General features: G+C 43.3%; 12 protein-coding genes and 1 pseudogene. 10 read left to right on the forward strand and 3 right to left on the reverse strand.

Annotation, left to right across the window (positions count from 1 at the left end; translation table 11 throughout):
• Positions 1 to 18: 18 nt before the first annotated feature.
• Together QZ576_RS17215 and QZ576_RS17220 are read right to left on the reverse strand one after the other, a co-directional pair.
• Positions 19 to 3,084, reverse strand: coding sequence for a TonB-dependent receptor (locus QZ576_RS17215; protein ID WP_297099286.1), 3,066 nt, complete (start codon positions 3,082 to 3,084; stop codon positions 19 to 21).
• A gap of 61 nt (positions 3,085 to 3,145) precedes the next feature.
• Positions 3,146 to 5,296, reverse strand: a complete 2,151-nt coding sequence (locus tag QZ576_RS17220; protein WP_297099288.1) for an alpha-glucuronidase family glycosyl hydrolase — start codon at positions 5,294 to 5,296, stop codon at positions 3,146 to 3,148.
• 226 nt (positions 5,297 to 5,522) lie between these two features.
• On the opposite strand from QZ576_RS17220, the gene QZ576_RS17225 reads away from it, so the two are divergent.
• Positions 5,523 to 9,602: a two-component regulator propeller domain-containing protein gene (locus QZ576_RS17225; protein WP_297099290.1), complete on the forward strand. Its 4,080-nt coding sequence runs from the start codon at positions 5,523 to 5,525 to the stop codon at positions 9,600 to 9,602.
• 16 nt (positions 9,603 to 9,618) lie between these two features.
• Here QZ576_RS17225 and QZ576_RS17230 read toward each other — a convergent pair whose 3' ends face one another.
• Positions 9,619 to 12,387 (reverse strand): substrate-binding domain-containing protein, encoded by a 2,769-nt coding sequence (locus tag QZ576_RS17230; protein ID WP_297099291.1) that lies wholly within the window; start codon positions 12,385 to 12,387, stop codon positions 9,619 to 9,621.
• 267 nt (positions 12,388 to 12,654) lie between these two features.
• Here QZ576_RS17230 and QZ576_RS17235 point away from each other — a divergent pair, with 267 nt between their 5' ends.
• From QZ576_RS17235 to QZ576_RS17275, 9 genes and pseudogenes are all read left to right on the forward strand, one after another.
• Positions 12,655 to 13,998, forward strand: coding sequence for a sugar porter family MFS transporter (locus QZ576_RS17235; protein WP_297099293.1), 1,344 nt, complete (start codon positions 12,655 to 12,657; stop codon positions 13,996 to 13,998).
• A 12-nt stretch (positions 13,999 to 14,010) separates the two neighbouring features.
• Positions 14,011 to 14,934: a carbohydrate kinase gene (locus QZ576_RS17240; RefSeq protein WP_297099295.1), complete on the forward strand. Its 924-nt coding sequence runs from the start codon at positions 14,011 to 14,013 to the stop codon at positions 14,932 to 14,934.
• Positions 14,935 to 14,953: 19 nt separating this feature from the next.
• A complete protein-coding gene (locus QZ576_RS17245) occupies positions 14,954 to 16,336 on the forward strand; it encodes a carboxypeptidase-like regulatory domain-containing protein (protein ID WP_297099297.1) in 1,383 nt (460 codons plus the stop codon).
• Positions 16,337 to 16,351: 15 nt separating this feature from the next.
• Positions 16,352 to 18,142: pseudogene (locus QZ576_RS17250) on the forward strand (SusC/RagA family TonB-linked outer membrane protein); the annotation flags it as partial.
• A gap of 20 nt (positions 18,143 to 18,162) precedes the next feature.
• A complete protein-coding gene (locus QZ576_RS17255) occupies positions 18,163 to 19,905 on the forward strand; it encodes a RagB/SusD family nutrient uptake outer membrane protein (protein WP_297099299.1) in 1,743 nt (580 codons plus the stop codon).
• Between the two features lie 78 nt (positions 19,906 to 19,983).
• Positions 19,984 to 21,444 carry a glycoside hydrolase family 32 protein gene (locus tag QZ576_RS17260; protein WP_297099301.1) on the forward strand — a complete coding sequence of 487 codons (1,461 nt, stop codon included), beginning with the start codon at positions 19,984 to 19,986 and terminating at the stop codon, positions 21,442 to 21,444.
• 30 nt (positions 21,445 to 21,474) lie between these two features.
• On the forward strand, positions 21,475 to 23,055 hold the full coding sequence (locus QZ576_RS17265; protein WP_297099303.1) for a glycoside hydrolase family 32 protein: 1,581 nt from the start codon (positions 21,475 to 21,477) through the stop codon (positions 23,053 to 23,055).
• A 10-nt stretch (positions 23,056 to 23,065) separates the two neighbouring features.
• Positions 23,066 to 25,282, forward strand: coding sequence for an alpha-galactosidase (locus tag QZ576_RS17270; protein WP_297099305.1), 2,217 nt, complete (start codon positions 23,066 to 23,068; stop codon positions 25,280 to 25,282).
• Between the two features lie 506 nt (positions 25,283 to 25,788).
• Positions 25,789 to 26,628: an alpha/beta hydrolase family protein gene (locus QZ576_RS17275; protein ID WP_297099307.1), complete on the forward strand. Its 840-nt coding sequence runs from the start codon at positions 25,789 to 25,791 to the stop codon at positions 26,626 to 26,628.
• Positions 26,629 to 26,662 lie beyond the last annotated feature (34 nt).

Consider the following 26,662-nt stretch of genomic DNA (forward strand, 5'->3'; position numbering starts at 1 on the left):
TCTTCTTTAAGGTTCAAATTAGAATGTTAGGTTTATGCCAATCAAATAATTTTTGGTAGCAGGTGTATTTGTACCAATCGTTAACAAGCGCGATTTGTACGTTTCTGTTACAGCGGCATTTTCGTCGCCAAACGAGTTGGTTTCAGGATCCATTCCCGATTCGTCGTTATAAGGCGAGAAGAATACAAATGGATTTTGTGCCGAGGCATAAACACGTAGCTTTTTAATTCCTTTATCTTTTAACCAGTCGATATTTTCGAAATTATATCCTAAAGAAATGGTACGTATTTTCAGATACGAAGCATCGAAATAACCCAGTGTACTTCCGTATTTTGGGTTATCGTTACTGATGAGCCCTTCAGGTGCAGGATATCGTGCATCGTAATTTTCAGGTGTCCAGTAATCAACACTTACGTTGTTACGGCGACCGGTTAACATGTTTAAATAACCGTTTGAAGAGTACAAAGTACTGATCAGTTTTCCGCCAACTTTAAAAGCTCCAACAACACTCAGGTCGAAACCTTTGTAGGCAAAACGCGAGTTAAAACCTCCCTGCAAATCAGGCTCAAGCGACATTGGCTGACGATCGGCAGCTCCAATCGATCGTACCGGAGAACCGTCTTCATTGTATTCGCCGGTATATTCCACTTTAATCATTCCAGGGTTTCCGCCCGGCTCGTATTCATTCATGTATGCGTCGCCCAGCTGCCACAAACCAACGTATTTATAATCGTAAATTACATCGATCGGGTAACCAACAAACCACCAGTTTGCTTCGTCTTTTTCCTGACCCGAAGCCAGTGCTACCAGTTTGTTGCGGTTAGCATACAGGTTTACGCCGGCTTCCCAGGTAAATCCGTTCAAATCATCAATGATCACGCCGTTTAATGACAATTCAAAACCTTTGTTTTGCGTTTCGCCAATGTTACCCATGTAACTTCCCACACCCGATGTTGGTGGCAAGCTCAAACGTAAAAGAATGTCTTTAGTGTTGGTAACGTAATATTCGGCAGTACCCGACAAACGTCCATCGAATAAAGTAAAGTCGAGACCAAGGTTTACAGTTTCCGAATATTCCCAACCCAAATCAGTGTTTGGCAATTCCGAAACGTAATATCCTATTCCAAATTCTTCGCCAAAGTTGTATGGCCTTGTTGCCAAACGACCCAATGTTGCATACGGGCTAACCGACTGGTTTGAAGTTTGTCCGTAACCGGCACGAACTTTCAGTTGGTTAATGGCCGAAATGCCTTGCATAAAGCTTTCCTCACCAATGTTCCAACCTACCGAAACTGCAGGATAAGTGTGCCATTTTTCGCCATCGGCCAATCTTGAAGAACCGTCGGAACGTACAGTTGCAGTAATCATATAACGATCGTCGTACGAGTACATTACACGTCCCATGTACGAACTTAATCCGGTTTTATAATATCCCTGGTAATCGGGATTTATCGTGATTTCGCCATCGGCGCGTCCAAGATTATAAAACTGAAAATGATCAGCAGGAATATCTCTTGCAGCAATGTACGAACTGTTGTAAGAAGTTTCCTCAGCCGAATACAAACCAACCACATTTAAATGGTGTTTATCGGCAAAAACGCGGTCGTAAGTCAGCAAATTCTCAATGGCCCAGTTTAACTGAAGCGAATTGTTGATCGATGCTGTTGACTCGGTAGTAGGGTTGATTGAAAATACACCTTCGCCACGGTACGCACCACCGTTTACCGTACGCAGGTTTAAACCAAGGTTTGCGCGGTATTTCAGTCCTTCAACGCCGGGTATTTTAACTTCGCCATAAACGTTGTTGTAAGTACCGTATGCTTTGTCCTGGTCGATCCACTTATCGCCCAATCCTTCAATTATTTCTCGTGAATACAAAAACTGCTCATCCGAAGGCATTTTAATGGTTCTTTTCCAGGTACCATCTTCATTGTAAGGATCAACAAGAGGCGATGCACTTAAAGTGCTGTACAAGCCCAGGTTGTTACCATCGGAAATAGAAAAACTGTTGTTTGAAGAAAATCCTACGCGAATGTATTCTCCAATTTCCTGATCGAGGCTACCACGCAACGAAATACGCTCGTATTCCTGACCCGGCAAAACTGCCTCATCTTTGTAGTATCCCATTCCAAAACTGTATGCACCTTTTTCGGTACCACCCGAAACGCCAAAGTCGCTGCTGGTTACAATACCAGTGCGGTACATTAAGTCTTGCCAGTCGGTATCTACATCGTTTGATTCTTCAAGCGAGTTGGCATATTGTCCGCGAGCTTCTCTAAGCGCTGCAAACTCAGCTCCGTTCATCATCGGGAACTTTATAGCATCTTTTATACCGTAGTAGCTGTTAAAGCTAAACGTTGCTTTTTGACCTTTGTAACCTTTATTTGTAGTTACCAGAATAACACCGTTTGCACCACGCGATCCGTAAATAGCTGTGGCCGAAGCATCTTTCAGAATATCGATACTTTTAATATCGCTTGGGCTGATATCGCTGATCGAACCTGCAAATGGAATTCCATCGAGCACCACCAGCGGGTCGTTACTTGCATTTAACGAACGTGTACCACGAATACGAATTTGCATGGTAGCACCAGGTTTTGTAGATGTTTGCGACATTTCAACACCGGCAACACGACCTTGTAAAGCCTGTGTCATATCCGATGACGGAACTTCGCGCATTTGCTCGCCACCCACCGAAGCAACAGATCCTGTTACAGCTTCTTTTCGTTGTGTACCATAGCCAATAACCACTACCTCATCCAGCCCAACCAAATCGGGTTTTAAGGTAACGTCGATGGTAGTTCGGCCACCCACGTCGATGGTTTGTTGTGTGAAACCAACAAATCGAAAGCTCAGCTGTGCGTCGCCGGCAACTTCCAGTTCGTAAATACCGTCAAAGTTGGTTACTGTTCCTACTGCAGTTTGACCTACAACAGCAACCGTAACGCCAGGAAGCGGCTCTCCGTCTTCATCTGTAACGGTACCACTAACTGTAACATTTTGGGCTATTGCCACAGAATGTACAAGTAAAAAGAGCATTAGCATTATTGCTATCTCTTTAGTAAAAAAACAGATTTTCTTCATAGTTATTAAATTTGATTATTAGTTACTTTCTTATCAAAAGAGAAGTGTCATTTAGTTTCTATTAGTTGTGGTGTGTCATATCAAATTTTAAACGTTTGAGTTCGTCCAGCTTATGAACCGGTTTATCCAGTTCGGCCGGAATTTCGCGTTTCGAAAAGGTTTGGAAATAGAGCAAACAGGCATCGCGCCACCAAATGGCTTCTTTTACCTGTGTATCCAGCTTCTCGCTTGTTTCTCGGAATCGGCGTTCGTCAACATATTCTTCCATGTTTTGCCAGGTGGCCCTGAAACGTTCGGCCTGTGTTACGCCTTCGCTGTATTTGTAGCAGAGTTCGTCCCACAGTTCGCGGCCATTGCTCATGGTGTAATCCCACGGCAGGTGATGAAACCACAGCAGAAATTTCTCGGGACACAGCTGCGGATCGTCGAACATACTTTGTAAAGGCTCGGCATACTGCTCAACGGCATTACTTCCGGTCGACGAGCGGTTAAAACCAATGCCAAACGAATCGGCTTTGTGGTAATAAGTTGGTAACCAGTCGGGGCGTGCACCCGGAATTTCGCACCACGGCTCGGGTCCGTAGTGGTGACTCCAACCCATAAGATGATGCAAACCAAGCGGCGTCATGTAATTCACCACCGCTTCGCGCGATTCCATCATCACGCGGCTCATTTCATCAATAAAAGTTGTATTGTGCGAAAACGTTTGCTCCAGCCATTCGTTAGCAATTTCTTTGGCGTGCAAATCCGGATTCCAGGCCAAACGACCAAAAACATACCAGTTGGCTTGTGCCGAATGACTTCCGCACCAGTTAATATCCTGTCCAATGTTTGCCACACCGGCAATGCAGGTAATCGAGTCATTAAAAATCTGACCGTCGGTAACACGCGCCACAGTGGTGTTTCTGCCTTTTTGGTAAGTATCTGTTTGCAGGAATTCCTGAAACAATGTGCCCAGATAAGCCCAGTGATCGGAAAATCCCAGATATTCTTTTGTAATCTGAAGTTCGGGTATCAAAGTAGTGTGTTCCATGGCGCCAAACAGCGGGCTAATGGGTTCGCGCGGCTGAAAATCAACCGGACCGTTTTTCACCTGGATCATCACATTTTTGCGGAATTGTCCATCGAGTGGTTTAAACTCTTTGTAGGCTTGCTTGGCACGATCGCCACCTGAAGGATTGTACACGAATGCGCGCCACATTACTATTCCTTTGTACGGATTCAAAGCATCGGCGAGCATGTTTGCACCGTCGGCATGCGTTCGGCCATAATCCTGCGGACCGGGCTGGCCCTCGGAATTAGCTTTAACCAAAAAGCCACCAAAATCGGGAATGATTTGGTAGATCTCTGCCACTTTGTTTTCCCACCAGCTTTTTACTGCTGGTTTTAGCGGATCGGAATCCGGCAATCCGCCCAGTATTTTTGGCGACGAAAAATTCACCGACAAGTACACCTGGATTCCATACGGACGAAGCGCATCGGCAACAACCTTAACTTTTTGCAGGTATTCAGCTTTTAAAATATTGGGGCTGGCATTTACATTATTCAATACCGTTCCGTTAATTCCTATCGACGCATTTGCGCGCGCGTACTCTATTATTCGCGGATTTAGTTTTTCGGGAAGCTCGTCCCAAAGCCAGATGGAATGACCGGCATAACCTCTTTCAACTGTTCCGTCGAGATTATCCCAATGGTTCAGAATTCGGCGGTCGTAAGACGGGTTTTCTACAATTTCCGACGAAGTAATTGCCTGTGGATTTGTGCGCAACGCACGCAAAAAATGATAAGTTCCGTACAAACAACCTTTGTCGGTTTGGGCGGCAATTATAGTTATTTCCTCATTGGCCAGGTACTTTATAACAAAACCTTCGCTGCCACTGTTTTTTATGTTTTCGGCCGAAATAGCTTGGGCAATAAACTCATCGTTAAAAGTGCCAACGTAAACACTTCCGGCAACAGCTTTTGCTTTGCTTTTGGTTTTCTGGCTAAACAAGTTGTCCAAACTGCCTGTAAGTTCGTTGTGAATTAAATCGAATGTTGGAGACTTTTCAGAAATTACCACCGATGATATTTTCGGTCCGTTGTAGTTTGATGGTAAAGTGAAATTGGTGAACCACAGTTTTGATCCATCCGCAGAATTGGCTGCCATTACAAAATTGGCCACGGCAAAAAACAACGCCAAAACCACAGTTCGTTTTAAATTTAGTCTCATCAGTTAAGTTCTCTTCAGTTTGGTTTAAAAATTTCGATCGGGAGCCGACAAAAATTCTTTTGTAAAATTACAACAGAGAGTAGCCAACACATTTATCCGTCGGTTACGGGGTTTTTAGCCATTGTAACATCAGTTTTCTGTTGGTTACAAATAGTTGCGCAATGGTTACATCCCCCTTATTTTTAAACTATTTTGCTACCTTAGCAACTCTTCAGAAGTGGTACTTATGAACGTTAGAAATTTCATCGTTGCATTGGTTGGTTTGATCATTGTGCCGTGCCTTACACACGCGCAAAGCAATAATTTTTTCGACTACCGGGAAGGTTTATCAAACAGTTTGATAAACGCCATGCACCAGGATAAAAAAGGTTTTATCTGGGTGGCTACCGAAGATGGTTTGAACCGTTTTGACGGGATTCATTTTAAAACATTCTTTGCAACTCCAAACGACGACAATTCGCTAAAAAATAATTTTGTAACCGCACTTAACGAAGACAGCAACGGCAATCTGCTTGTTGGTCAAATCAACGGTTTGCAGATTTATCATCCCGAGAGTGAGTCGTTCACCGAAATACCGCTTTATATTTCCGACGAACGCATTCACCTTTACATCAGCTCGATAATTATGGATATCAATAGCGATATCTGGATGACGACTTCCGGGTACGGATTGATCAGGATTGAGCATGAAACGGGCAATGTTGATTACAACGAAACGCTGAATAAACAACTTTGCAGTCAAAACCTGAGGATCGTGTTTCAGGATTCGGACGGTGTTTTGTGGATCGGTTCAGAAAACGACGGACTGAATACTTACGATCCCATCAGCGGAGAAGTTCAGGTTTATACCGAAACATCAGAGGACGGAAAAACCCTGCCCAGCAACAACATCTCGTCGATTTGCGAAGATGACCTCGGCAATATTTACGTCGGAAGTTTAAAAGGTGGTTTGGTTCAGATTCAGAAGAACAGCGGTAAAATCGTTCAAATTCACTCGGATAAAAAAGATGAAACTGTGCTACCTGTAAAGAGTTTGCTTTTCGACTCGAAAAAACGTTTGTGGGTAGGTATCGATGGTTTTGGGTTGAAACGCTATAATCCGGCAAATCAGCTATTGGAAAGCTACTCGCCAAACACTTCGCCATTCGATTTTTCAAAAAGCAAAATCCACTCCTTAATAGAAGATAACGGCGGAAATATTTGGGCAAGCGTTTTTCAGAAAGGCCTGTACCTTTTTCCCGAAACACCGGAAATTTTCCAACATTACGGCTATCACGCTTTTGGCGAAAACAGTATCGGATCGAGCTGTGTAACCTCGATTGCCGGTATTGACGGAAAACTTTGGGTGGGCACCGACGGCGATGGTGTGTACCAGATTAACCGCCAAAACAACAACATTAAACATGTTCTTTTAAACAGCGCCAACCAGGAAGGAGATCCGAATAATATTCTTACCATCCACAACGGGAAAGACAATTACGTGTGGCTGGGAACCTACTTTAACGGCCTGATTCGCTACAACAAAAAAACCGGCGAGATCAAGAACTATAAACACGACCCCGAAAATGCGAACAGCCTTAGCAACGACAATATCACCTGTATTGCCGAAGACCGCTCGGGCATGCTTTGGCTGGGAACTTTAGGCGGCGGAATTTGCCGTTTCAACCCCAAAACCGAAACCTTTTGGCCGGGCTTAACCAACAACGAGAAGCTGAACAGCCAGCTCCCCATGTGGATAAACAGCATTTTTATCGACCGGAAACAAAACCTGTGGCTCGGCACTTATGTTGGGTTGCTTTATTACGACATCCAAAAACAAGAACTCCGGCACTTTAACACCGCCAATGGCACCTTGCAAAATAATACTGTTATCGCCATTCAGGACGATCGTTTTGGGAATATCTGGGCCGGTTCGTACAGCGGCCTGATCAAAATCGATGTCAACAACTCGAAAACCCGCTATTACAGTACCGAAGACGGTTTATGCAACAACGTTATAAGTGCCATTAACGAAGACGAATTTGGCAAAATATGGGTAAGTACACACAACGGGCTTTCGCGTTTTGATCCGGATAACAACACATTTACCAACTACTACGCTTACGATGGAATTCAGGCCAACGAATTTTATAAAAATGCCACTTACCGAAGCGAAAAGAACGAATTGTTTTTTGGCGGAATTAACGGAATGACGGAGATCAAACGTAATTACCTCGATTATTCGCGAAGAATACGCGACGTGCTGTTAACCGGATTTAACCGCTTTAACCAACCCGTTGAAATTGGCGACAAGTCGGGGAAACATGTTATTCTGAAAAAATCGATCGTACTGGCCGACACCATTCAGTTGCACGAGCGCGACAATGTTTTTTCCATCGGTTTTACATCGGGCGAGCTGGCCAGCCAGTCGCGGATAAGTTATGAGTACATGATGGAAGGTTTCGATGAAAACTGGATCAGTACCACCGCACAAAACCGACGCGCCGCTTACACCAACCTGCATTACGGAACTTACATTTTTAAGGTGCGCGGCGTGGATAAAGGATTGTACTCAACCCCCCGTGAACTCACCATTATTATTTACCCGCGTTGGTACAAAACCGTTTGGGCAAAAATACTGTGGACCTTGCTTTTGGGTACGCTGTTTTTCGGCGTTGTGCGGCTTTATCAGGAGATGATTCAGCGCCGTCATTTGGAGAAAATGAACGAAATGAAAATGCAGTTTTTCATCAATATTTCGCACGAAATTAAAACACCACTTACCTTAATTATCGATCCGATTGAGAAGCTGATGCTGCAAAAAACCGACCCGAAAACTTCGCGTTTGTACCATATTATCGATCAGAATGCCAACCGGATATCGCGTTTGGTAAACCAGCTGATGGATGTTCGACGGATTGATAAAGGGGTGATTTTAGTGAAATTCCAAAAGACGAACCTTTACAATTTTATCCGCGAAATTGCGCAATCGTACGAAATTCTGGCTACCGAAAAGAACATCAATTTTAGTATTCATGCACCCGATGAATCGATTGAGGTTTGGATCGATCCTCTGAATTTCGAAAAGGTGATCCTCAACCTGCTCTCGAACGCCTTTAAATTTACGCCTGCCGAAGGAAGTATTGAATTGAACATCTCGCGTACGGTGATGAAAACCGACGATAAAAAACATGTTGATGCCGTTAAAATTGTAGTTAGCGACACCGGAGTTGGGATTAAAGAAACGGAGATCGAACGTATTTTCAACCGCTTTTACCAGGTGGAATCGAAAGATCCGTCGCACCGCGGTGGAACCGGCGTTGGACTGCACTTGTCGCGGGCGCTCGTAAACCTGCACAATGGCGCGTTAAATGCCGAAAACAGAAGCGATGGCTCCGGCTCGCGGTTTATCATCGAACTGCCATTGGGCAATGCACACTTACCGGCCGACGACCTGATAACCAGCGAAAGCTCATCGCCGGCACCTTTGCACCGCATTCACCGCCAGTTCTTCCCAAATAGTTCCGAAACGATATCAAAAGATAAAAAAGGTGGCAAAAAAATCTGCAAGATTCTTGTGGTCGACGATGAGCAGGAAATCAGGGATTACCTCATCAGCGAACTTTCCGAGAAGTACACAGTAATTAGTGCCGCCGACGGAAAAGAGGCCTTTGAACTGCTGATGGAGGAAAAACCAAGCCTCGTAATCAGCGATATTATGATGCCCGAAATGGACGGAATTACCCTTTGCAAAAAGATAAAAGGGAATGTTCAAACCAGTCATATTCCGGTGGTGTTGTTAACGGCATTGTCGAGAGACGAAAACCGTGCCGAAGGTATTGAAACCGGTGCCGACATGTACATTGTAAAGCCGTTTAGCAGCGAATTCCTGAAAAAAATCATCGCCAATATTCTGGAGAACCGCAAGAAAATTATTGAGCAATTACAAGCCGAAAGCGGGCAATTTGATGTGGAGCAAATTGAGCTGAAATCTCACGACGAAATTCTGATGGAAAAAGTAATGACCATCATTAAAGACAACATTTCGAACGAAAAACTGAATGTGGAAATGCTGGCTGAAGGAGTTGGTATCAGTCGTGTGCACATGCACCGCAAATTAAAAGAACTGACTAACCAGTCGGCGCGCGATTTTATCCGCAACATCCGCATGAAACAAGCCACTTACCTGCTCACCAATAAAAAGTTAACCGTTAGCGAGGTGGCTTTTTCGTTGGGTTATAGCAACCTGTCGCACTTTAGCAACTCGTTTAAAAGTTATTACGGCATGTCGCCAACTGAGTTTGCGAGCAAACAGCAAAGCAGTTAAACTTAGGTGTTATACGCTAACGTTTTGCATACTCGCTGGGTGACATCCCAAACTGATCTTTGAAACATTTGGTAAAATATGATGGCGATGAAAATCCAACTTCGTAAGCAATTTCAGCCATTGTTTTTCCGCTTGTCTTTATCAGGTTTAACGAGAGTTTCAATTTTACCGATCTCACAAATTCACTAACCGACATTCCCGTTAGTTTTTTAATCTTTCGGTATACATGTACGCGCGACAGGCCCAACATCTGGCTCAACTCTTCAACCGTAAATTCTTCTTTTTCGCGGTGCTCTTCAACCAACTGCGAAATTTTATTCAGGAATTTCCGGTCGAGACGCGACAGATCCTTATCATCTTCATTAATAATTAACTGCCCTTTATAACGCTCCTGCATTTTCTTCCGGAGTTCGAGTAATTTCTTCACCCTGATTTGCAAATGTTTGCTGTTAAACGGTTTCGGAATGTATGAATCGGCACCTTCTTCCAAACCTTCAAACTTTTGCTCTTGCGAAGTTTTTGCAGTAAGCAGAATAATTGGAATGTGGCAGGTTTTTAAATCGGTTTTAAGCGTGCGGGTCAGTTCCAGCCCATCCATTTCCGGCATCATAATATCGCTCACAATCAGATCCGGTTCTTCATCGCGGATTATTTCCAGAGCCACTCTTCCGTTTTCCGCCTCCAAAATGCGGTAATAATCTCGCAGACTGTCTTTTATGTATTCTCGCACATCCTTTTCATCTTCAACCAACAGAACGGTCGGCTTCTCATCAAAATCCAAAGCAAGCGCTTTTTCGTCCATGTCAGTATTCGGATCGATATGAATTTCTTTACTCCTTTTTATTTGCTGATCAGCCGGGTGGCTCACCGGCGATTCTGTTTTTTCAGCATCGCTTAAATGTGCATCACCCAACGGCAAACGAATGCTAAACGTTGTGCCTTTGCCAACTTCGCTTTTCACTTCAATTTGTCCGTGATGCAGATCGACAAATTCTTTCGAAAGCGAGAGCCCAAGGCCGGTTCCCAAAAATCCGTGCGAACTTTCGGCCTGGTAAAAACGATCGAAAATATGCGTGACCTCATTGGGAGGAATTCCGTTTCCGGTATCAGCAACTTTTATTTCGAGCTCTTCATCCCAAATTTTATTTACCACCGATTTTGACGTGGTACAAGAGATTTTAATGCGGCCATTTTCGGGCGTAAACTTAATGGCATTCGAAAGCAGATTAAAAATCACCTTATCCAGCTTATCCAAATCGAACCAGACATTTATACTTCGCTTTTCAGGTTCGAACAATAGCGAAATCCTTTTCTTTTCAGCCAAATGATAAAAGGGCGTTATCACTTCATTCAGAAAACCAACAACATCGTATTGCGCCGCCTGCAACTGCATTTTATTGTTCTCTATCTTTCTGAAATCCATTAACTGATTGATGAGATGCAGCAAGCGCAAGGCATTTTTGTGCATCAGCGAAACCTGCATTTTAAAACGCTCGGGTATGTCGGCCGAGTCGATCATATTCTCCAGCGGACCAACGATAAGTGTTAACGGAGTTCGGAACTCGTGCGACATATTGGTAAAAAAGCGAAGTTTAGCTTTTGTGGCTTCCTCCAGCTCGTTGCTTAACCGCACCAACTCTTCATTTTGCGACGATATCTCATTTTTCTGTTTTCCTAAATCAATATTCGACTGCTTCAATTTTTTGTTTGCAGAAAGGTACATCACAAGGAAAATGATCATTACCGTAAACAGCACCAACAATACAAACAGAAGAATTTGCTGTACATGATACCTTCCATTAAGTATTTTCAGCATGTCCATCGATTTATTGATGTCTAACTGCAGCTCCGAAATATTTTGAAATTGATGCCGGGTGATCCGTACATTCGATTCATCGACAACGGTAGAAAAAAGTGAATTGTATTTTTCAAAAGGCTCACCATTAAGGATTTTCGCTGCCAGTTGAATCGACTCCTTTCCGCCTGTTGGGTAAATAATGGTTGCGGTTAACATTCCGTTCTCAACCATTTCAATTCCTCCGCCCGGTGTTGGAAGCCCGTCAACGCCAACCACAACAAGGTCAGTCGGAAGGTTATTTGCAATCAGCACTTCAACTGCATCCTCCGCCAAACCGTCGTTAAAAGCAAATATTGCTTTTATATCAGGATGTTTTGATATTCCTGACGGTAAACTGTCGGCAACAATATTGGCACTCCAAAAAGAGTGGATTTTATACACATTATTGAGGTTGGGATATCGGGCCAGCGCATCATTAAAACCTCTGCTCCGTTCTGCCGCTGCCGATATAGTTTGCGCCCCCTGAATTTCGAGCACATTGCCTTTGTAGTTCAGTTTTCCACCAATATATTCTGCAGCAAATTGTCCAATTTCGTAATTGTCGCCACCAACATAGGCCGTAAAATTTTCCGAATCAATTCGCCGGTCAATAAGAATAACCGGAATTCCCTGCTGGTAAACCTTCTCAATAGCCTGTTGTATGGGATTGATTTCATTGGGTGAAACAATCAACAGGTCAATGCCCATATTCATGAGTTCATCGATCTGTTTAATTTGCGTTTCACTATCGTCTAAAGCTTGTTTTATAACGATCGACAAATCGGGGTGAAACAACAGTTCCCGCTCCATTTCGGCCTCCATTTTTAGCCGCCAGTCATCTCTTTGCCCGCATTGCGAAAAACCAATAATGTATTTTTCTTTTGCAGAAAGACCACAGATGGAAATGAAGAGGAGGAAAAGAAAAAGGATGGTTCGTTTCTTCGTCATATAGTTCAGTCCGATAGTAATGTTGTTGTGAAATTAAGCAATTTCAAACGATCAATCACTCAAAACATCTGCGAAAGTGAAAATAAAACAGAATTTAATTTGTAGGTTGTATCATAGTTTACAGGCATGTAACATAGTTGCAAACCGATTCATTATCAGCCCGATAATGTTACATGATTTTGAGAATCTGTATCATGTCTAAAAGCTAAAGATTCTGTTGCCCCCTACTTTTGATTCAGAGTTTTAAACCAATAATTCTGAATCTAAATGAGACGACAAAATGTTCTTCTGATAGCCATTATTATAGCCCTCGGAGGTTTTCTTTTTGGCTACGACATTGCGATGATGTCGGGAACCACCACACAACTTGAATCACTTTATAATTTAAATAGTTTTTGGCTGGGATTTACCACTGCCGTTGCCATAATCGGTACCATAGTGGGTACTATTATTATAGGTAAGCCCGCCGAAAAATTTGGCCGCAAAAAATCGCTGATCCTTTTATCGGGCCTGTTTGCGGTTTCTACACTGGGAAGTGCATTTGCACTAAGCTGGGGAATGTTGCTTTTTTTCCGTTTTGTTACCGGTATTCTGCTGGGATGTGTTACGGTGGTAACGCCCATGTTTATTGCCGAAATTTCGCCGGCTAAAAAGCGCGGTCAGTTGGTATTGCTCAACCAGTTTTTTGTGGTTACCGCCATTTTTCTGGCTTTCGCAGTTAATTACCTTTTAGCTAATATTTTCGAAAGCGGATCGTGGCGTTGGATGATCGGTGTTGAAGCCATTCCGGCCACGATCTTTTTTCTGTTGCTGAATTTGGTTCCTGAAAGTCCCCGTTGGCTGATCAACAAAGGACGAACCGAAGAAGCACTGGCCGTTTTTCAACGCATAAAAGCAGAAAATCCGGAGGAAGAAGTACGCATTGTAAAAGTAGCTGTTGAGCAAGAAGAAGCTATTGAACACGGAAAGTTATTCGTTCGAGAAAATCGCTTTCCGGTAATGATAGCCATTTTAATTGCTGCCTTTAACCAGTTGGCCGGAATTAACGCCATAATGATTTATGCACCACGCGTTTTCGAGATGGCGGGTTTTGGAACCAACGCTTCACTGTTGCAATCCATTTCGGTGGGTGCCACAAACCTTCTTTTCACTTTTGTTGCGCTGTTTCTGATCGACAAATACGGTCGCCGCACTTTATTAATGGCCGGATCGGTTGGTATGGTCTTTTTCCTGGGCATGCTTTCAAAATCGTTTTTCACTCAGAATTACAGCGACCTGGGCGGCTATGGCGTAATGATCTACCTCATGGGATTCATCGCCTTTTTTGCCTTTTCGCAGGGAGCCGTGCTATGGGTGGTTATTTCTGAAATCTTCCCCAACAAAGTACGCTCAAAAGGTCAGGCCCTCGGAACATTTACACACTGGATTTTTGCAGCCGCTCTCATCTGGGGTTTCCCGATATTGAACAACACCGTTGGCGGCGGAATCTCCTTTGGCTTTTTCGCAGCGATGATGGTACTGCACTTCTTCTTTGCCTGGAAAGTATTGCCCGAAACCAAAGGTAAATCGCTGGAGGATATTCAAGAGGAGATCAAAAAACGAATCAAATAAAACTGAACAAACATGGAAATTAAAAACAACGAAATACTGTGTTTTGGCGAGGTGCTTTGGGACCGTTTACCATCCGGAGCAAAAGCCGGTGGTGCACCAATGAACGTGGCGCTTCATCTAAATGCTATCGGTTTGGATGCTACCATTGCCAGCAGTGTTGGAAACGACGAGCCGGGAGCAGAACTAAAAAAATTCCTCGAAGATGCGGGAATGTCAACCTCGTTGGTGCAAACCGATGAAGAACTGCCAACCAGCGAAGTACTGGTTCATTTGGACGAAAACAACAATGCTACCTACGAAATCTGCGAACCGGTTGCCTGGGATGATATTCGTTTAACCGATTCGCTTATGAAGAAAGCCAAACAGGCCGGATTGTTTATTTACGGATCACTGGCGTCTCGCAACCCACTAACCCGTGAAACATTATTGAGCCTGTTGGATTACGATGGCGTAAAACTAATAGATGTAAACTTTCGCAAACCTTACGATTCGCAGAAAGTAGTTGAACCATTACTGGAAAAATCAGATATCGTAAAATTGAACGATGACGAATTGGAGGTTTTTGCAGAATGGCACAATCTTTCAAACACCGATGAACACAGCCTTGTAGAATGGTTTGTAAAACATTACAATATTGAAATGCTGTGTGTAACCAAAGGCGAAAAAGGAGCATTGTTGTACTGCAATGGACAATTCTACGAGCACCCCGGATTTAAAGTAAATGCCGTTGATACCGTTGGTGCCGGCGACGCTTTTCTTGCCGGACTAATTGCTTCACTATTAAATAAAAAGAAACCTGCCGACGCATTGGCATTTGCCTGTGCAACCGGCGCTTTTGTGGCATCGAAAGCAGGTGCTACCCCAAAATACGACATGGACGAGATTGAAAAGATCTTATCGGCTGACCAACAGCCTATAGAGAAAAATACTCTTTAATTAATTAAACTATCTAATTATGGTAAAACAATTCAAATTTAGAAATGTAATTCAGGGGATTCTGATCGTCCTCTGTGTAATGATCACCCCCGCAGCATTTGCCCAACAGGTAAGTGTTTCGGGTACTGTGAACGACGCTGCCGGCATGGCTTTGCCCGGAGTAACGATTGTTGAAAAAGGAACAACAAACGGTACCATTACCGACATTGATGGTGTGTACGAGATTACAGTATCTGGTGCCGATGCAGTGCTGCAGATTTCTTTTATCGGGATGAAATCGCAGGAAATTGTAGTGGGCGGACAAACCACCATTAACATTAGCATGGAGGATGAAACCATCGGTTTGGCCGAAGTGGTAGCCGTAGGTTATAGTGTTCAGAAAAAAGCCGATTTAACGGGTGCCGTTGAAGTGGTTCAGATGGACGCTATTGAAAACGTGAGTTTAAGTTCGGGTAACCCTATGCAGGCTTTGCAGGGACATGTTCCGGGACTTTATATTGAAAAAACAGGTACGCCGAGTGCCACCAGTAGCCGAATCCTGATTCGTGGTGTAAATACGCTGGGCGACAATAATCCCTTGTATATCATCGATGGTGTTCCAACCAAACGCCCCGAAGTTTTCCAGGGACTGAGTGCCGGATCAATCGTTTCTGTTCAGGTGCTGAAAGATGCTTCGGCTTCTTCTATTTATGGAGCGCGTGCATCAAACGGTGTTGTAATTGTTACCACCAAAAACGGTTCGGACAGAAAAGGCGAAGTGAAAGTTCAATTTAACTCGAACTTTTCGGTTCAAAGCGAAAAACCACAGCGTTATGATATGCTAAATGCTGTTGATCGCGGACGTGCTTTGTGGCAGGCATCGGTAAACGATGGTATAGACCCGACCAGCGGATACGGCGAAATTTACAACTTCGACTGGAACGGCGATTACAACAATCCTGTTCTGAACGGCGTAACTGTTCAGCCTTATGTTGGCGGAGACATGAACATGCCGGCCGGTGACACCGATTGGCAGGATGCAACTTACGAAACTGGTTTCGTTATCAGCAACGATCTTACCGTTTCCGGTGGTACCGAAAAATCATCGGTATTGATGAATGTGGGTTACATCAAAAATACGGGTATGCTGAAGTATACCAATTACGACCGTGTTACAGCCCGTATTAACGGACAAACCAGCATGCTGGATGACAAAGTGAAATTTGGTATCAACACACAGGTGGTATCGTCGAACGAAACTTTGGAAACTCCCGACTTGGGTAGTTCACCAACTCCGGGACTGGCGATTACTTTGGCGCCAACAATTCCGTTGTACGATTCAAACGGCAATTATGGTGGCCCTCTCGGATCAGGTTATTCCGACCGTAATAACCCGGTTATGATGCAGGATATCAACCGGTAGGACAATACCAACAGACGATACTTGTTCGGAAGTGTTTTTGCACAGGTTGAACCTGTTAAGAACCTGGTTTTACGCACGACTTTAGGTATCGATTATTCCATGGTGAAAGACAAGGATATCGAGCCTGCATTTACCAATGGTTTTATTGCACGATCGGTTAACAATTTAAGTATCTATAACAGCGATTTTACCAGCGTAACCTGGTCGAATACAGCGCAATATCAACTTAATCTGGACAAAAGCAAGTTTAACTTCCTGTTTGGTATTGAAGCTGTTAGCGACAATTTCCAGGACTTTAGAGGTTACAAAGAAGGTTTTTCAACACAAACAGAAGACTTCTTTGTGCTGAGCGCCGGAACCAGCAATGGTAACAGCTTTGGAACTGCCACCAGCAGTCGTTTATTCTCTCAATTCGGTAAAATCGATTACAACTACGACGAGCGCTTTTTAGCCTCCTTGACATTACGTCGCGATGGTTCTTCACGATTCGGAGCTGATAACCGTTACGGCTTCTTCCCTGCAGCTACTTTCGGATGGCGTTTGAGCCAGGAATCATTTATGGCAGACATGGAAAAGCTTTCGAACCTGAAATTCCGTGCCGGTGTTGGTCGTGTTGGTAACCAGGATGTTGGTGATTTTGCCAGTCTTGGATTGTTTGAACCTCGTTACGGAGCAGTGGCCAGCCAGGTTGATGGTATATTCCACAACGACTTTTTTGATGACTACTGGAATGTTGGTTCAGCTTATGCTTTAGATGGTCAGGATTCAGGAAACCTGCCTTCTGGTTTTGTTTCTGTGCAAGCCGGAAACCCTGCCTTGAGATGGGAAACAACAGATGAATTGAACCTGGGTATCGATTTCGGATTTTTCGATAGTCAGTTGGTAGGAGCATTCGATTGGTATACACGTAAAACAACCGATATTTTGATTCAGCCACCGGTAGCTTCGGCTTTAGGTGAAGGACAATTACAGTTCCTGAACGGAGCCACCAAGAAAAATACAGGATGGGAATTTGCGTTGAGTTACAGAAAACAAGTGAACAGCGATTTCTCTTACGAAGTTGCAGGTAGTGCCAGCCACTTTGCCGATAAGATCACTGAACTTCCTGAAGAAGTTAGAACCGCTTATCCGGGTAACTCGGAACAAACCGTTCTTGGTCATTCTGAGCTTTCAATTTTCGGATATGTTGCCGACGGTATTTTCAAAAGCCAGTCGGAAGTTGATGCACACGCCAGCCAGGTTGGTGCTGCTGCGGGGCGTATTCGCTGGGCCGATTTGAATGATGACGGTGAAATTAACTCGCTCGACCAGAAATTTCTGGGAACATTACTTCCAAAATTGGAGTATAGCATGCGCGTTGATATGAATTACAAAGATTTCGATCTTTCGATATTTGGTTCGGGTGTTGCCGGAAAAACCGGTTACGATCCTTATACTTTCTACAACGACTTTATTCGTGGCCGCGACAACGTTGGACCCGGTGTTTTCGACGCCTGGACTTCACAAAATCCGGATTCAAACGTACCGGCTTTAACATTGTCTGACAGCAACAACGAAACACGTACTTCAAGCTATTTGAACGTAAATGCTTCTTATTTCAAATTGCGTAATGTGCAGTTAGGTTACTCACTGCCATCAAACGTAACGGAAAGAATTCATATGGACAAACTGCGCTTTTACGTAATGGCTGAAAACCTTTTCTGGATTAAAACCAATGAATTTCAGGGACCGGATCCGGAGCGTACCGACGTAAATGCAATACCAATTCCGAGAACTTTCTCCGTTGGTGTAAATGTTTCATTCTAATCAATAAAACTTAAAATATCATGAAATTGAAAAATATTAAAACATATATAATTGCACTGATAACGCTGTTCGCTGTTTCGTGCGATAATTACCTGGAGACTGAGCCGCAAGGATTTATCTCTGCCGGAAGCCCAACGGCCGAAGGCGCTGAAGGTTTGGTTACCGCGGCGTATGCTGGAATTGGTAATAACGATATGATTGGCCCTATTGCCAGCATGTGGGTTTACGGTAGTGTACGTTCTGACGATGCTTACAAAGGAGGCGGTGGTGTTTCGGACGTTGAGCCTTACAACTTTTACGAGCAATACAACCTTACGCAACCTTTCCAAAGTTGGTTGGCTGGTTTGCCTTACACCTGGGAAAATTATTACCGTGCAATTTCGCGTGCCAATTCGGCATTGCGTACACTAAATGAATTGACTGATGAAGACTTTGACCTGCGTCAGACAAGAATTGCTGAAGCTCGTTTCCTTAGAGGACATTCGCATTTTATGCTGAAAGTATTGTTCAAATACGTTCCATATATCGACGAAAATCTGAGCAACGAAGAGATCCTTCAAACTTCAAACCGCGAATATTCAAACGACGAATTGTGGAACAAAATCGCAGAAGACTTTGAATTTGCAATGAATAATCTGCCGGAATCTCAATCGCAGGTTGGTAGAGCAAATAAATATGCTGCCGCTGCCTACCTGGCAAAACTGAGATTGTATCAGGCCTACGAACAGGATGAGAACAACCAGGTTGTAAATATTAATCAAAGCCGTTTGCAGGAAGTGGTTGACCTTTGCGAAATGGTAATTTCATCAGGTCAATACAGTTTGCAAGCCGATTTTGGCGAGAACTTTACAGGCGGATATGATAATGGTCCTGAGTCTGTTTTTGCCATCCAGTTTTCGATTAGCGACGGAACTACTTCCGGCCGTCTGAACTTTGAGACCGGTTTGAACTACCCACACGGTGCACCACAATATGGATGTTGCGGATTCCACCAGCCAAGCCAAAACATGGTGAACGCTTTTGCCACCGACGCCAGCGGTTTACCAAAATTCGAAACTTTTAACGATGTTGAATTGAGTGCAGCAGATATTACTCCTGATGGTGTAACTGTTGATCCGCGTATCGACCATACTGTTGGTATCGACGGTCACCCGTACAAATACCGTAACGAAGATGCTTATATTTTCAGCAACAGCTGGGTGCGCGATCCGGGTGTTTACGGCTATTTCCAAAGTATGAAAGAGCAACAGGCTGCCGATTGTTCGTGCTACAAAAAAGAAGGTCCGTTTATGGGCGTTTCAAAAAACATCGATATCATTCGTTATGCCGATGTACTGTTGATGCAGGCTGAAGCATACATCGAACTGGGACAGCAAGATATGGCCCGTCCGCTGATCAACCAGGTACGTAAACGTGCATCGGAAAGTACCGACAAAACTCGTTTTGCCGATGGTACAGCACCATCAAATTACATGATTTCGGAATACGACGGATTGAATTTAGCATGGACACAGGATAACGCACGTAAAGCTTTACAATGGGAACGTCGTTTGGAATTTGCTTTGGAAAGTCCGCGTTTCTTTGACCTGGTTCGCTGGGGAATTGCAGAGCCTGTTTTAAATGCTTACCTGGAAAAAGAGAAAACCAGAAAAGACTTCCTGAACGAAGCACATTTTACTGCCGGAAGAGATGAATATTTCCCGATTCCGCAGCGTGAAATAGACTTTACCAAAGGTTTGTACGAACAAAATGTTGGTTATTAATAAATAACTCAAGATCATGGTTGGGAGACATTCTCCCCGCCATGATCTGTTTTTATTTTCGAACAAAACATAAATAACATGAAAAGTCCGGCCACAATTTTATTGCTGATATTGCTTGTTTTCTGGGGATGCAAACAGGAAGCTGCTGATTCTCTGCATTTCAGTCTTGAAGATTCGGAACTACAGAATCCGATTGCTTTGATCTACTCCGAAAACAGTTATCAATTGTTTTTCGACTACACTGTTGACGGGCAAAAAAAGTGTGGACTGGCTGAAAGCAAGGACTTGGTAAATTGGAGCGATAAACCAACAAAATTTGAGTCGGAAGAAGCTGGAAATCAGAATATAAAAACCGTTGTAGTTGATTGGAATCAAACAACTGAATACAGTGCAGAAACCTCAGCATTAATCGCTTTCGCAACAGTTACCAATCAACCCGGAGAATTGACAGTTTTATATAGTGTTGATAATGGCTCAACGTGGCAACAGGACACCGAAAACACAGTTGTTCTTGCCGATTTTTATGAGCCCATCCAGGACCTGAAAGTGTTTTGGAACGACGAAGCACAGACATGGATCATGTTAACGCTTTCAGGTTATGAAGTGCGTTTTTATTCATCGCCCGACCTGAAAAACTGGGAGTACTTAAGTCAATTTGGTGATGATGTTGCCTTGAAATCGGGGCAATGGACAAGCATCGATTTTTTCCCGATGGAAATGGCTGAGACCAATGAAACAAAGTGGGTACTTTTTATTAGTGCCGACAGTGGATCGCCCAACGAAGGCAGTGGCGTTCAGTATTTTGTTGGCAGTTTCGATAGCTATGTTTACCAGGCGTCGCACAATAAACCAAAATGGATCGATCATGGAAGCGATCTTTACCAGGCTGTTGTTTTATCCGATTACCGGATTGTCAACAAAAAGCCTTTTTTGATAGGAACTTTATACAATTCCATCTACGAAAAATTCAGCATCCCAAATAATTCCTCAACAGAATTTTCGCTTGCCCGCCAATTGACCTTAAAAGAAAAATTTTACGATTATTATTTAATCGCAGAGCCCGTACAAGCCACCGCAAAAACAACAAAAGAAACAATTAACGAAACTGAATTAACTGACGGCAAATCAATAGAAAAGAACCTTAATCTGCCAATCCGAATCGACCTGACTTTTGATGTTAATAGTCGATTATATCTGGGTATGGCGGAATCTTTTGGCGTCAATATTAAAACAAAGGAAGGCAAGGAGTTGATTTTGGGCTACCAGGCCGAACGACGTTATTTTTACATAGCTGATCCATCGATACAGCGCGATTTTCCCGATAGCTGGGATGGATTCTACTACGCGCCTTATGTAACCAATGAACCGGAGCTGGATATGACATTGATTATCGACCAGAATTCAGCCGAATTATTTGCCATGAACGGACTGATTTCGGTATCAAGGAAATTCGATTTTAAGGACAATTCCGTGCAACTTCAATTATTTGGCGAGCAAGGAAAAGTTAATTTACAGGAAGGATCAATCACACAATTTTAAACGAATAATAAACCATTTAAACATATACAAATGAACCACAACAATTTTAATTTTCTGGCTATAATAGCACTGTTTTTTGCCGTGGCCTGTTCTTCAGGTCCTCAAAAAACAGACGACACTGGGGATGCCACGAAACCATACACCGAAAAGTATCGTCCGCAATTTCATTTTTCTCCGGATTCTGCCTGGATGAATGACCCTAACGGAATGGTTTATTACGATGGCGAATACCATTTATTCTATCAATATTATCCCGACAGCACGATTTGGGGACCGATGCACTGGGGACACGCCATAAGTACTGATTTGGTGCACTGGCAACACATGCCCATCGCCTTGTATCCCGACAGTTTGGGATTTATTTTCTCCGGTAGCGCTGTGGTCGATTGGAACAATACCACCGGATTTGGCTCAGTTGGAAATCCGCCATTGGTAGCAATTTTTACGTACCACGATCCTAAAATTGTTGAAACGGGTGGTGTTGATGTAGAATCGCAAGCCATTGCTTACAGTTTGGATAAAGGTCGAAGCTGGACAAAATATGAGGGAAACCCGGTGATTCCAAACGATGGAAACCGCGATTTTCGCGATCCGAATGTGATTTGGAATGAGGAAATTCAGCAATGGAACCTCGTGCTTTCTGCGTACGATCATGTTCAGATTTATACTTCTGATGACCTTAAAAGCTGGAAATATGAGAGTGATTTTGGTATCGATGCCGGAACACACGACGGTGTTTGGGAATGCCCAGATTTATTCCCGTTGCAAGTTGAAGGAACAAACGAAACAAAATGGGTGCTAATCGTGAATATAAATCCCGGCGGGCCAAATGGTGGCTCCGGAACCCAATACTTTTTGGGCGATTTTAATGGATATGAATTTACTGCCGACTCGAAAGAAACCAAGTGGGTAGACTGGGGTCGTGATAATTACGCCGGTGTTACCTGGTCGGATGTGCCACAAGAAGACGGCCGCCGGATTTTCCTGGGCTGGATGAGTAACTGGGCATACGCAAATGTTGTACCTACTGAGGAATGGCGAAGTGCCATGACTTTACCCCGCACACTTTCTCTGGTTAAAAAGAATGATCAATATGTGCTCAAATCGACTCCTGTAAAAGAGACAGAGCTGATTGCGGACAATTCAACCACGGTAAAAATCGACGAAGTACTGAAAATTTCAGGAGTTAGAGAATTGGATATTCAGGGATTGACACTGAATCAAAGTCGCTTGTCGCTTGAGTTGGAGATAGGTGAAACGTTGCCTGAATCATTTGGAATTCTGCTTGAAAATGAATTGGGCGAGAATGTAACACTAAGTTATTCTGCATCGGCAGAGCAGTTTCAGTTCGATAGAACACAATCAGGAGACATGAGCTTTTCAGATAAGTTCTCAGGAATCTCGGTTGCTCCATACAAAATCGGAGCGACTGTAAAACTTGAAATTTTTGTGGATGCCGCATCTGCCGAAGTTTTTGTAGACGGCGGTGATCTGGTAATGACAGAGATCTTTTTCAATTCTCAACCTTTCAGTAAACTGAAGGTTTTTGCCGAAGGGCAACCGATAACGCTAACAAGCGCCAAAATGGCCAATATAAATTCCATCTGGTAAAATATAAGACATGAATAACTATATCAAAATAATACTTTTCAGCCTTTTGCAGATCGTTTTACTCGGCTCCACGTCACTAGCTCAAAACTCGGAAGTAATCGAAATAAATACCAAATCAACGTCGTTGGTTTATGCGGTTGATCAGAGTGGCCGACTCATCTTTCAGTATTACGGAAAGAAAGTAGAAGCAACCGAAAATTTCAAACAGCAACATACCTATTCGAAACCGGATACCGACCGCGATTTTTCATACGAAGCGTATCCAACTTTTGGATTGGGCAATGTAAATGAACCGGCTTTGGCTGTTATTCATGCCGACGGAAGTTTGAATACAGAACTGGCTTTTGAAACTGTTGAAACCAAAAGTAATGACGATTTTTCGGAAACTGTAATTCACTTAAAAGACCGTGTTTTCGATTTTTCGGTAGAACTTCATACAAAAGCGTATTTCAACGAAGACGTAATCATCCAGTGGACAGTAATAAAGAACAATGAAAATGGCACGGTAAAGCTGAATAATTTTGCGTCATCGTTTTTGCCACTAAAAGCTGAAAGTTATTATCTAACACACTTTTACGGTGCCTGGGCTGGAGAAATGAGTGTAGCCGAAGAAAAGCTGGAGAATGGCATTAAAGCGATTGAATGTAAAAAAGGTGTTCGTACTACACAAACCGAAAATGCCTCTTTTATTCTGAGCTTGAATCATCCGTCGCAGGAAAATTCCGGCGATTGTTACGGTGGGGCGCTGGCCTGGTCGGGCAACTACCGACTGGCATTTCAGGTGGATGAATGGCGAACATTGAATGTGGTTACAGGCATTAATCCATTTCTATCGGCGTGGAACCTGAAATCGGGCGAAAGTTTTACCACTCCTGAAATGATCTATACGTTCAGTAACGCTGGTCGCGGACAGGTTTCCCGGAATTTACACGATTGGGGCCGAGAATACGGCATGACAGGCGGAAAAGAAATCCACGATATTGTGCTCAACAGCTGGGAAGGTGCCTACTTTACATTTGATGAAAATACACTGACCGGAATGATGGACGATGCTGCCGAAATGGGCATCGAAACCTTTGTGCTGGACGATGGCTGGTTTGGAAATAAATATCCGCGAAATAACGACGATGCCGGATTAGGCGACTGGCAAACAAATACAAAAAAATTACCTCGCGGACTTGATTATCTGATCGATTATGCCCATTCAAAAGGATTAAAATTTGGGCTGTGGATTGAGCCGGAAATGGTAAATCCGGAAAGCGAACTGGCAGAAAATCATCCGGAGTGGATCGTTCAGAGTAATGGTCGTGAGAAAATAACCTGGCGAAACCAGTTGTTGCTCGATTTGTCGAATCCAAAAGTGCAGGATTTTGTCTTCAATGTTTTCGACAGTTTGCTTACAACTCATCCCGGAATTGAGTACGTTAAATGGGATGCCAACCGTCATGTTGAACAAGCCGGTTCTACTTATCTATCAGACGCGGAACAAACGCATTTGTGGGTAGCTTACACCGAAGGTTTGTATGCTGTTTACGACCGGATTCGCGCAAAATATCCCGATTTTGTGATTCAGGATTGTGCATCGGGTGGCGGACGTTTGGATTACGGCGCACTGAAATATCACAACGAATACTGGACTTCGGACAACACCGATCCTTTATCGCGGATTTTTATTCAATACGGAACCACATTGATTTATCCGCCTGTTGGAGCAGCTTCGCATGTTTCAACAAGCCCCAACCACCAAACACAACGTATGACGCCACTGAAATTTCGTTTCGATGTGGCAATGACAGGCCGTTTGGGAATGGAACTGCAACCGAAGGATATACAGGGTGACGATCGCATTTTTGCTGAAGAAGCCATAAAAAACTACAAGCAGTTTGTTAGGCCATTGGTAACAACCGGCGATCTATACCGCTTAAAATCACCTTACGATGAAGGCGGATGGGCATCGCAAATGTATGTTTCCAAAGAAAAAGAATCAGCTGTATTGTATGCATTTAGCATAGAGCCGCATCTACGAGGTATTTACCCCACTATAAAATTGAACGGACTCGATGCGAATAAAACATATCAAATCACCGAGATCAATAAAAATGACAAAAGCCGCTTTTGGGGTAATGGTCATACTTTTTCGGCCGAATACCTGATGAACGTTGGTGTGGAACTAAAAATCGCCGATCAGTACGACAGTGCAGTGTTTATGCTGAAAGCGGTGGAATAGGTTTGAATTCGATAAATGGAATAAATTAAATCGTAAGGCAAAATTTCCGAGATTTCATTCCATTTAATAACCATAGTGATAAACCTGAGTTCAATTTTAAAATATTTTCACAGAAAGTCATAATTGCGTCAGATTTGCATTTAAAATTTTGTAGGAATAGCGGGTTATTTCAAAGAATTTTAAATGCAAAGATGGCGTGAGAAGGACTTTCCTTTCAGGCTTTGCTCTTTTTGCCATAAACTTCCCCCAATTTTCTCGAATTATCCCGATAATACTTCGAAAACCGGTGAAAGTTTCTGACTAAAAATAACTAAAGCTGTGAGTTATTTTAAAGTCGAACTCAGGTTTTAAAGTTTGGTTAGATGAATGGCCCGGCGGAAACGTCGGGCTTTTTCGTAAATCATACTCCCTCAAAAAATGAAAGGTGAAAGTATTAAATTGCAAACAGTGCCTAACATAAGTTTTTTGTGGCTAATTTTAACAGCTCAAAAATTCAATAAAACAATATGAAAAGAACACTTTTCCTTAAGGTAATCATTGCACTGATTGTGGTTACCGGTACAGTACTGAAAACCGAGGCGGCCAAAGTTCAACACTTATCAACCCACAGCCAATCGATGAATAAAGATATAGAAGCAGTGGTAATAACTCCGGAAGGTTATTCTGAAGACAATTCGTATCCGGTTCTATACCTGCTCCACGGTTATAGTGGCAATCAAAACGATTGGATAAACAACGTGCCAGAAATTAAAGATTATGCCGATCTGTATCAGTTTATCATCGTTTGTCCCGACGGCGCCTTTTCGAGCTGGTATTTCGATAGCCCGATCGACGAAAGCATAAAATACGAAACCTACGTAGCACATGAATTGGTTGACTGGGTTGACGACTCTTTTAGCACAATTGCATCGCGCGAAGGACGTGCCATTACAGGATTAAGTATGGGCGGACACGGTGCGTTGTATCTTGCTTTCAGAAACCAGGATGTTTATGGTGCCGCAGGAAGTTTGAGCGGAGGAGTTGATATTCGTCCCTTCCCAAACAACTGGGATATTTCGAAAAGATTGGGCACTTATGCCGAAAACAAAGACAATTGGGAAGAGAACTCGGTAATAAATCTTGTTTATAAGCTAACACCCGGATCACTTCAAATTGCGATTGATTGTGGTGTGAGCGATTTCTTTTACGGCGTTAATTGCGACTTACACGAGAAACTCCAAGAGCGAAACATTCCACACGATTTTACCACACGACCCGGAGGACATACCTGGGAATACTGGCAAAACGCAATTGCTTTTCAAAGTGTATTCTTTCACCACTTTTTTGAAAAAGGGAAGGAAGAATAAAATGGATAAAAAACAGTATAAAAGCCTGATAATC

Source organism: uncultured Draconibacterium sp., assembly GCF_913060805.1.
Taxonomy (GTDB): Bacteria; Bacteroidota; Bacteroidia; order Bacteroidales; family Prolixibacteraceae; genus Draconibacterium.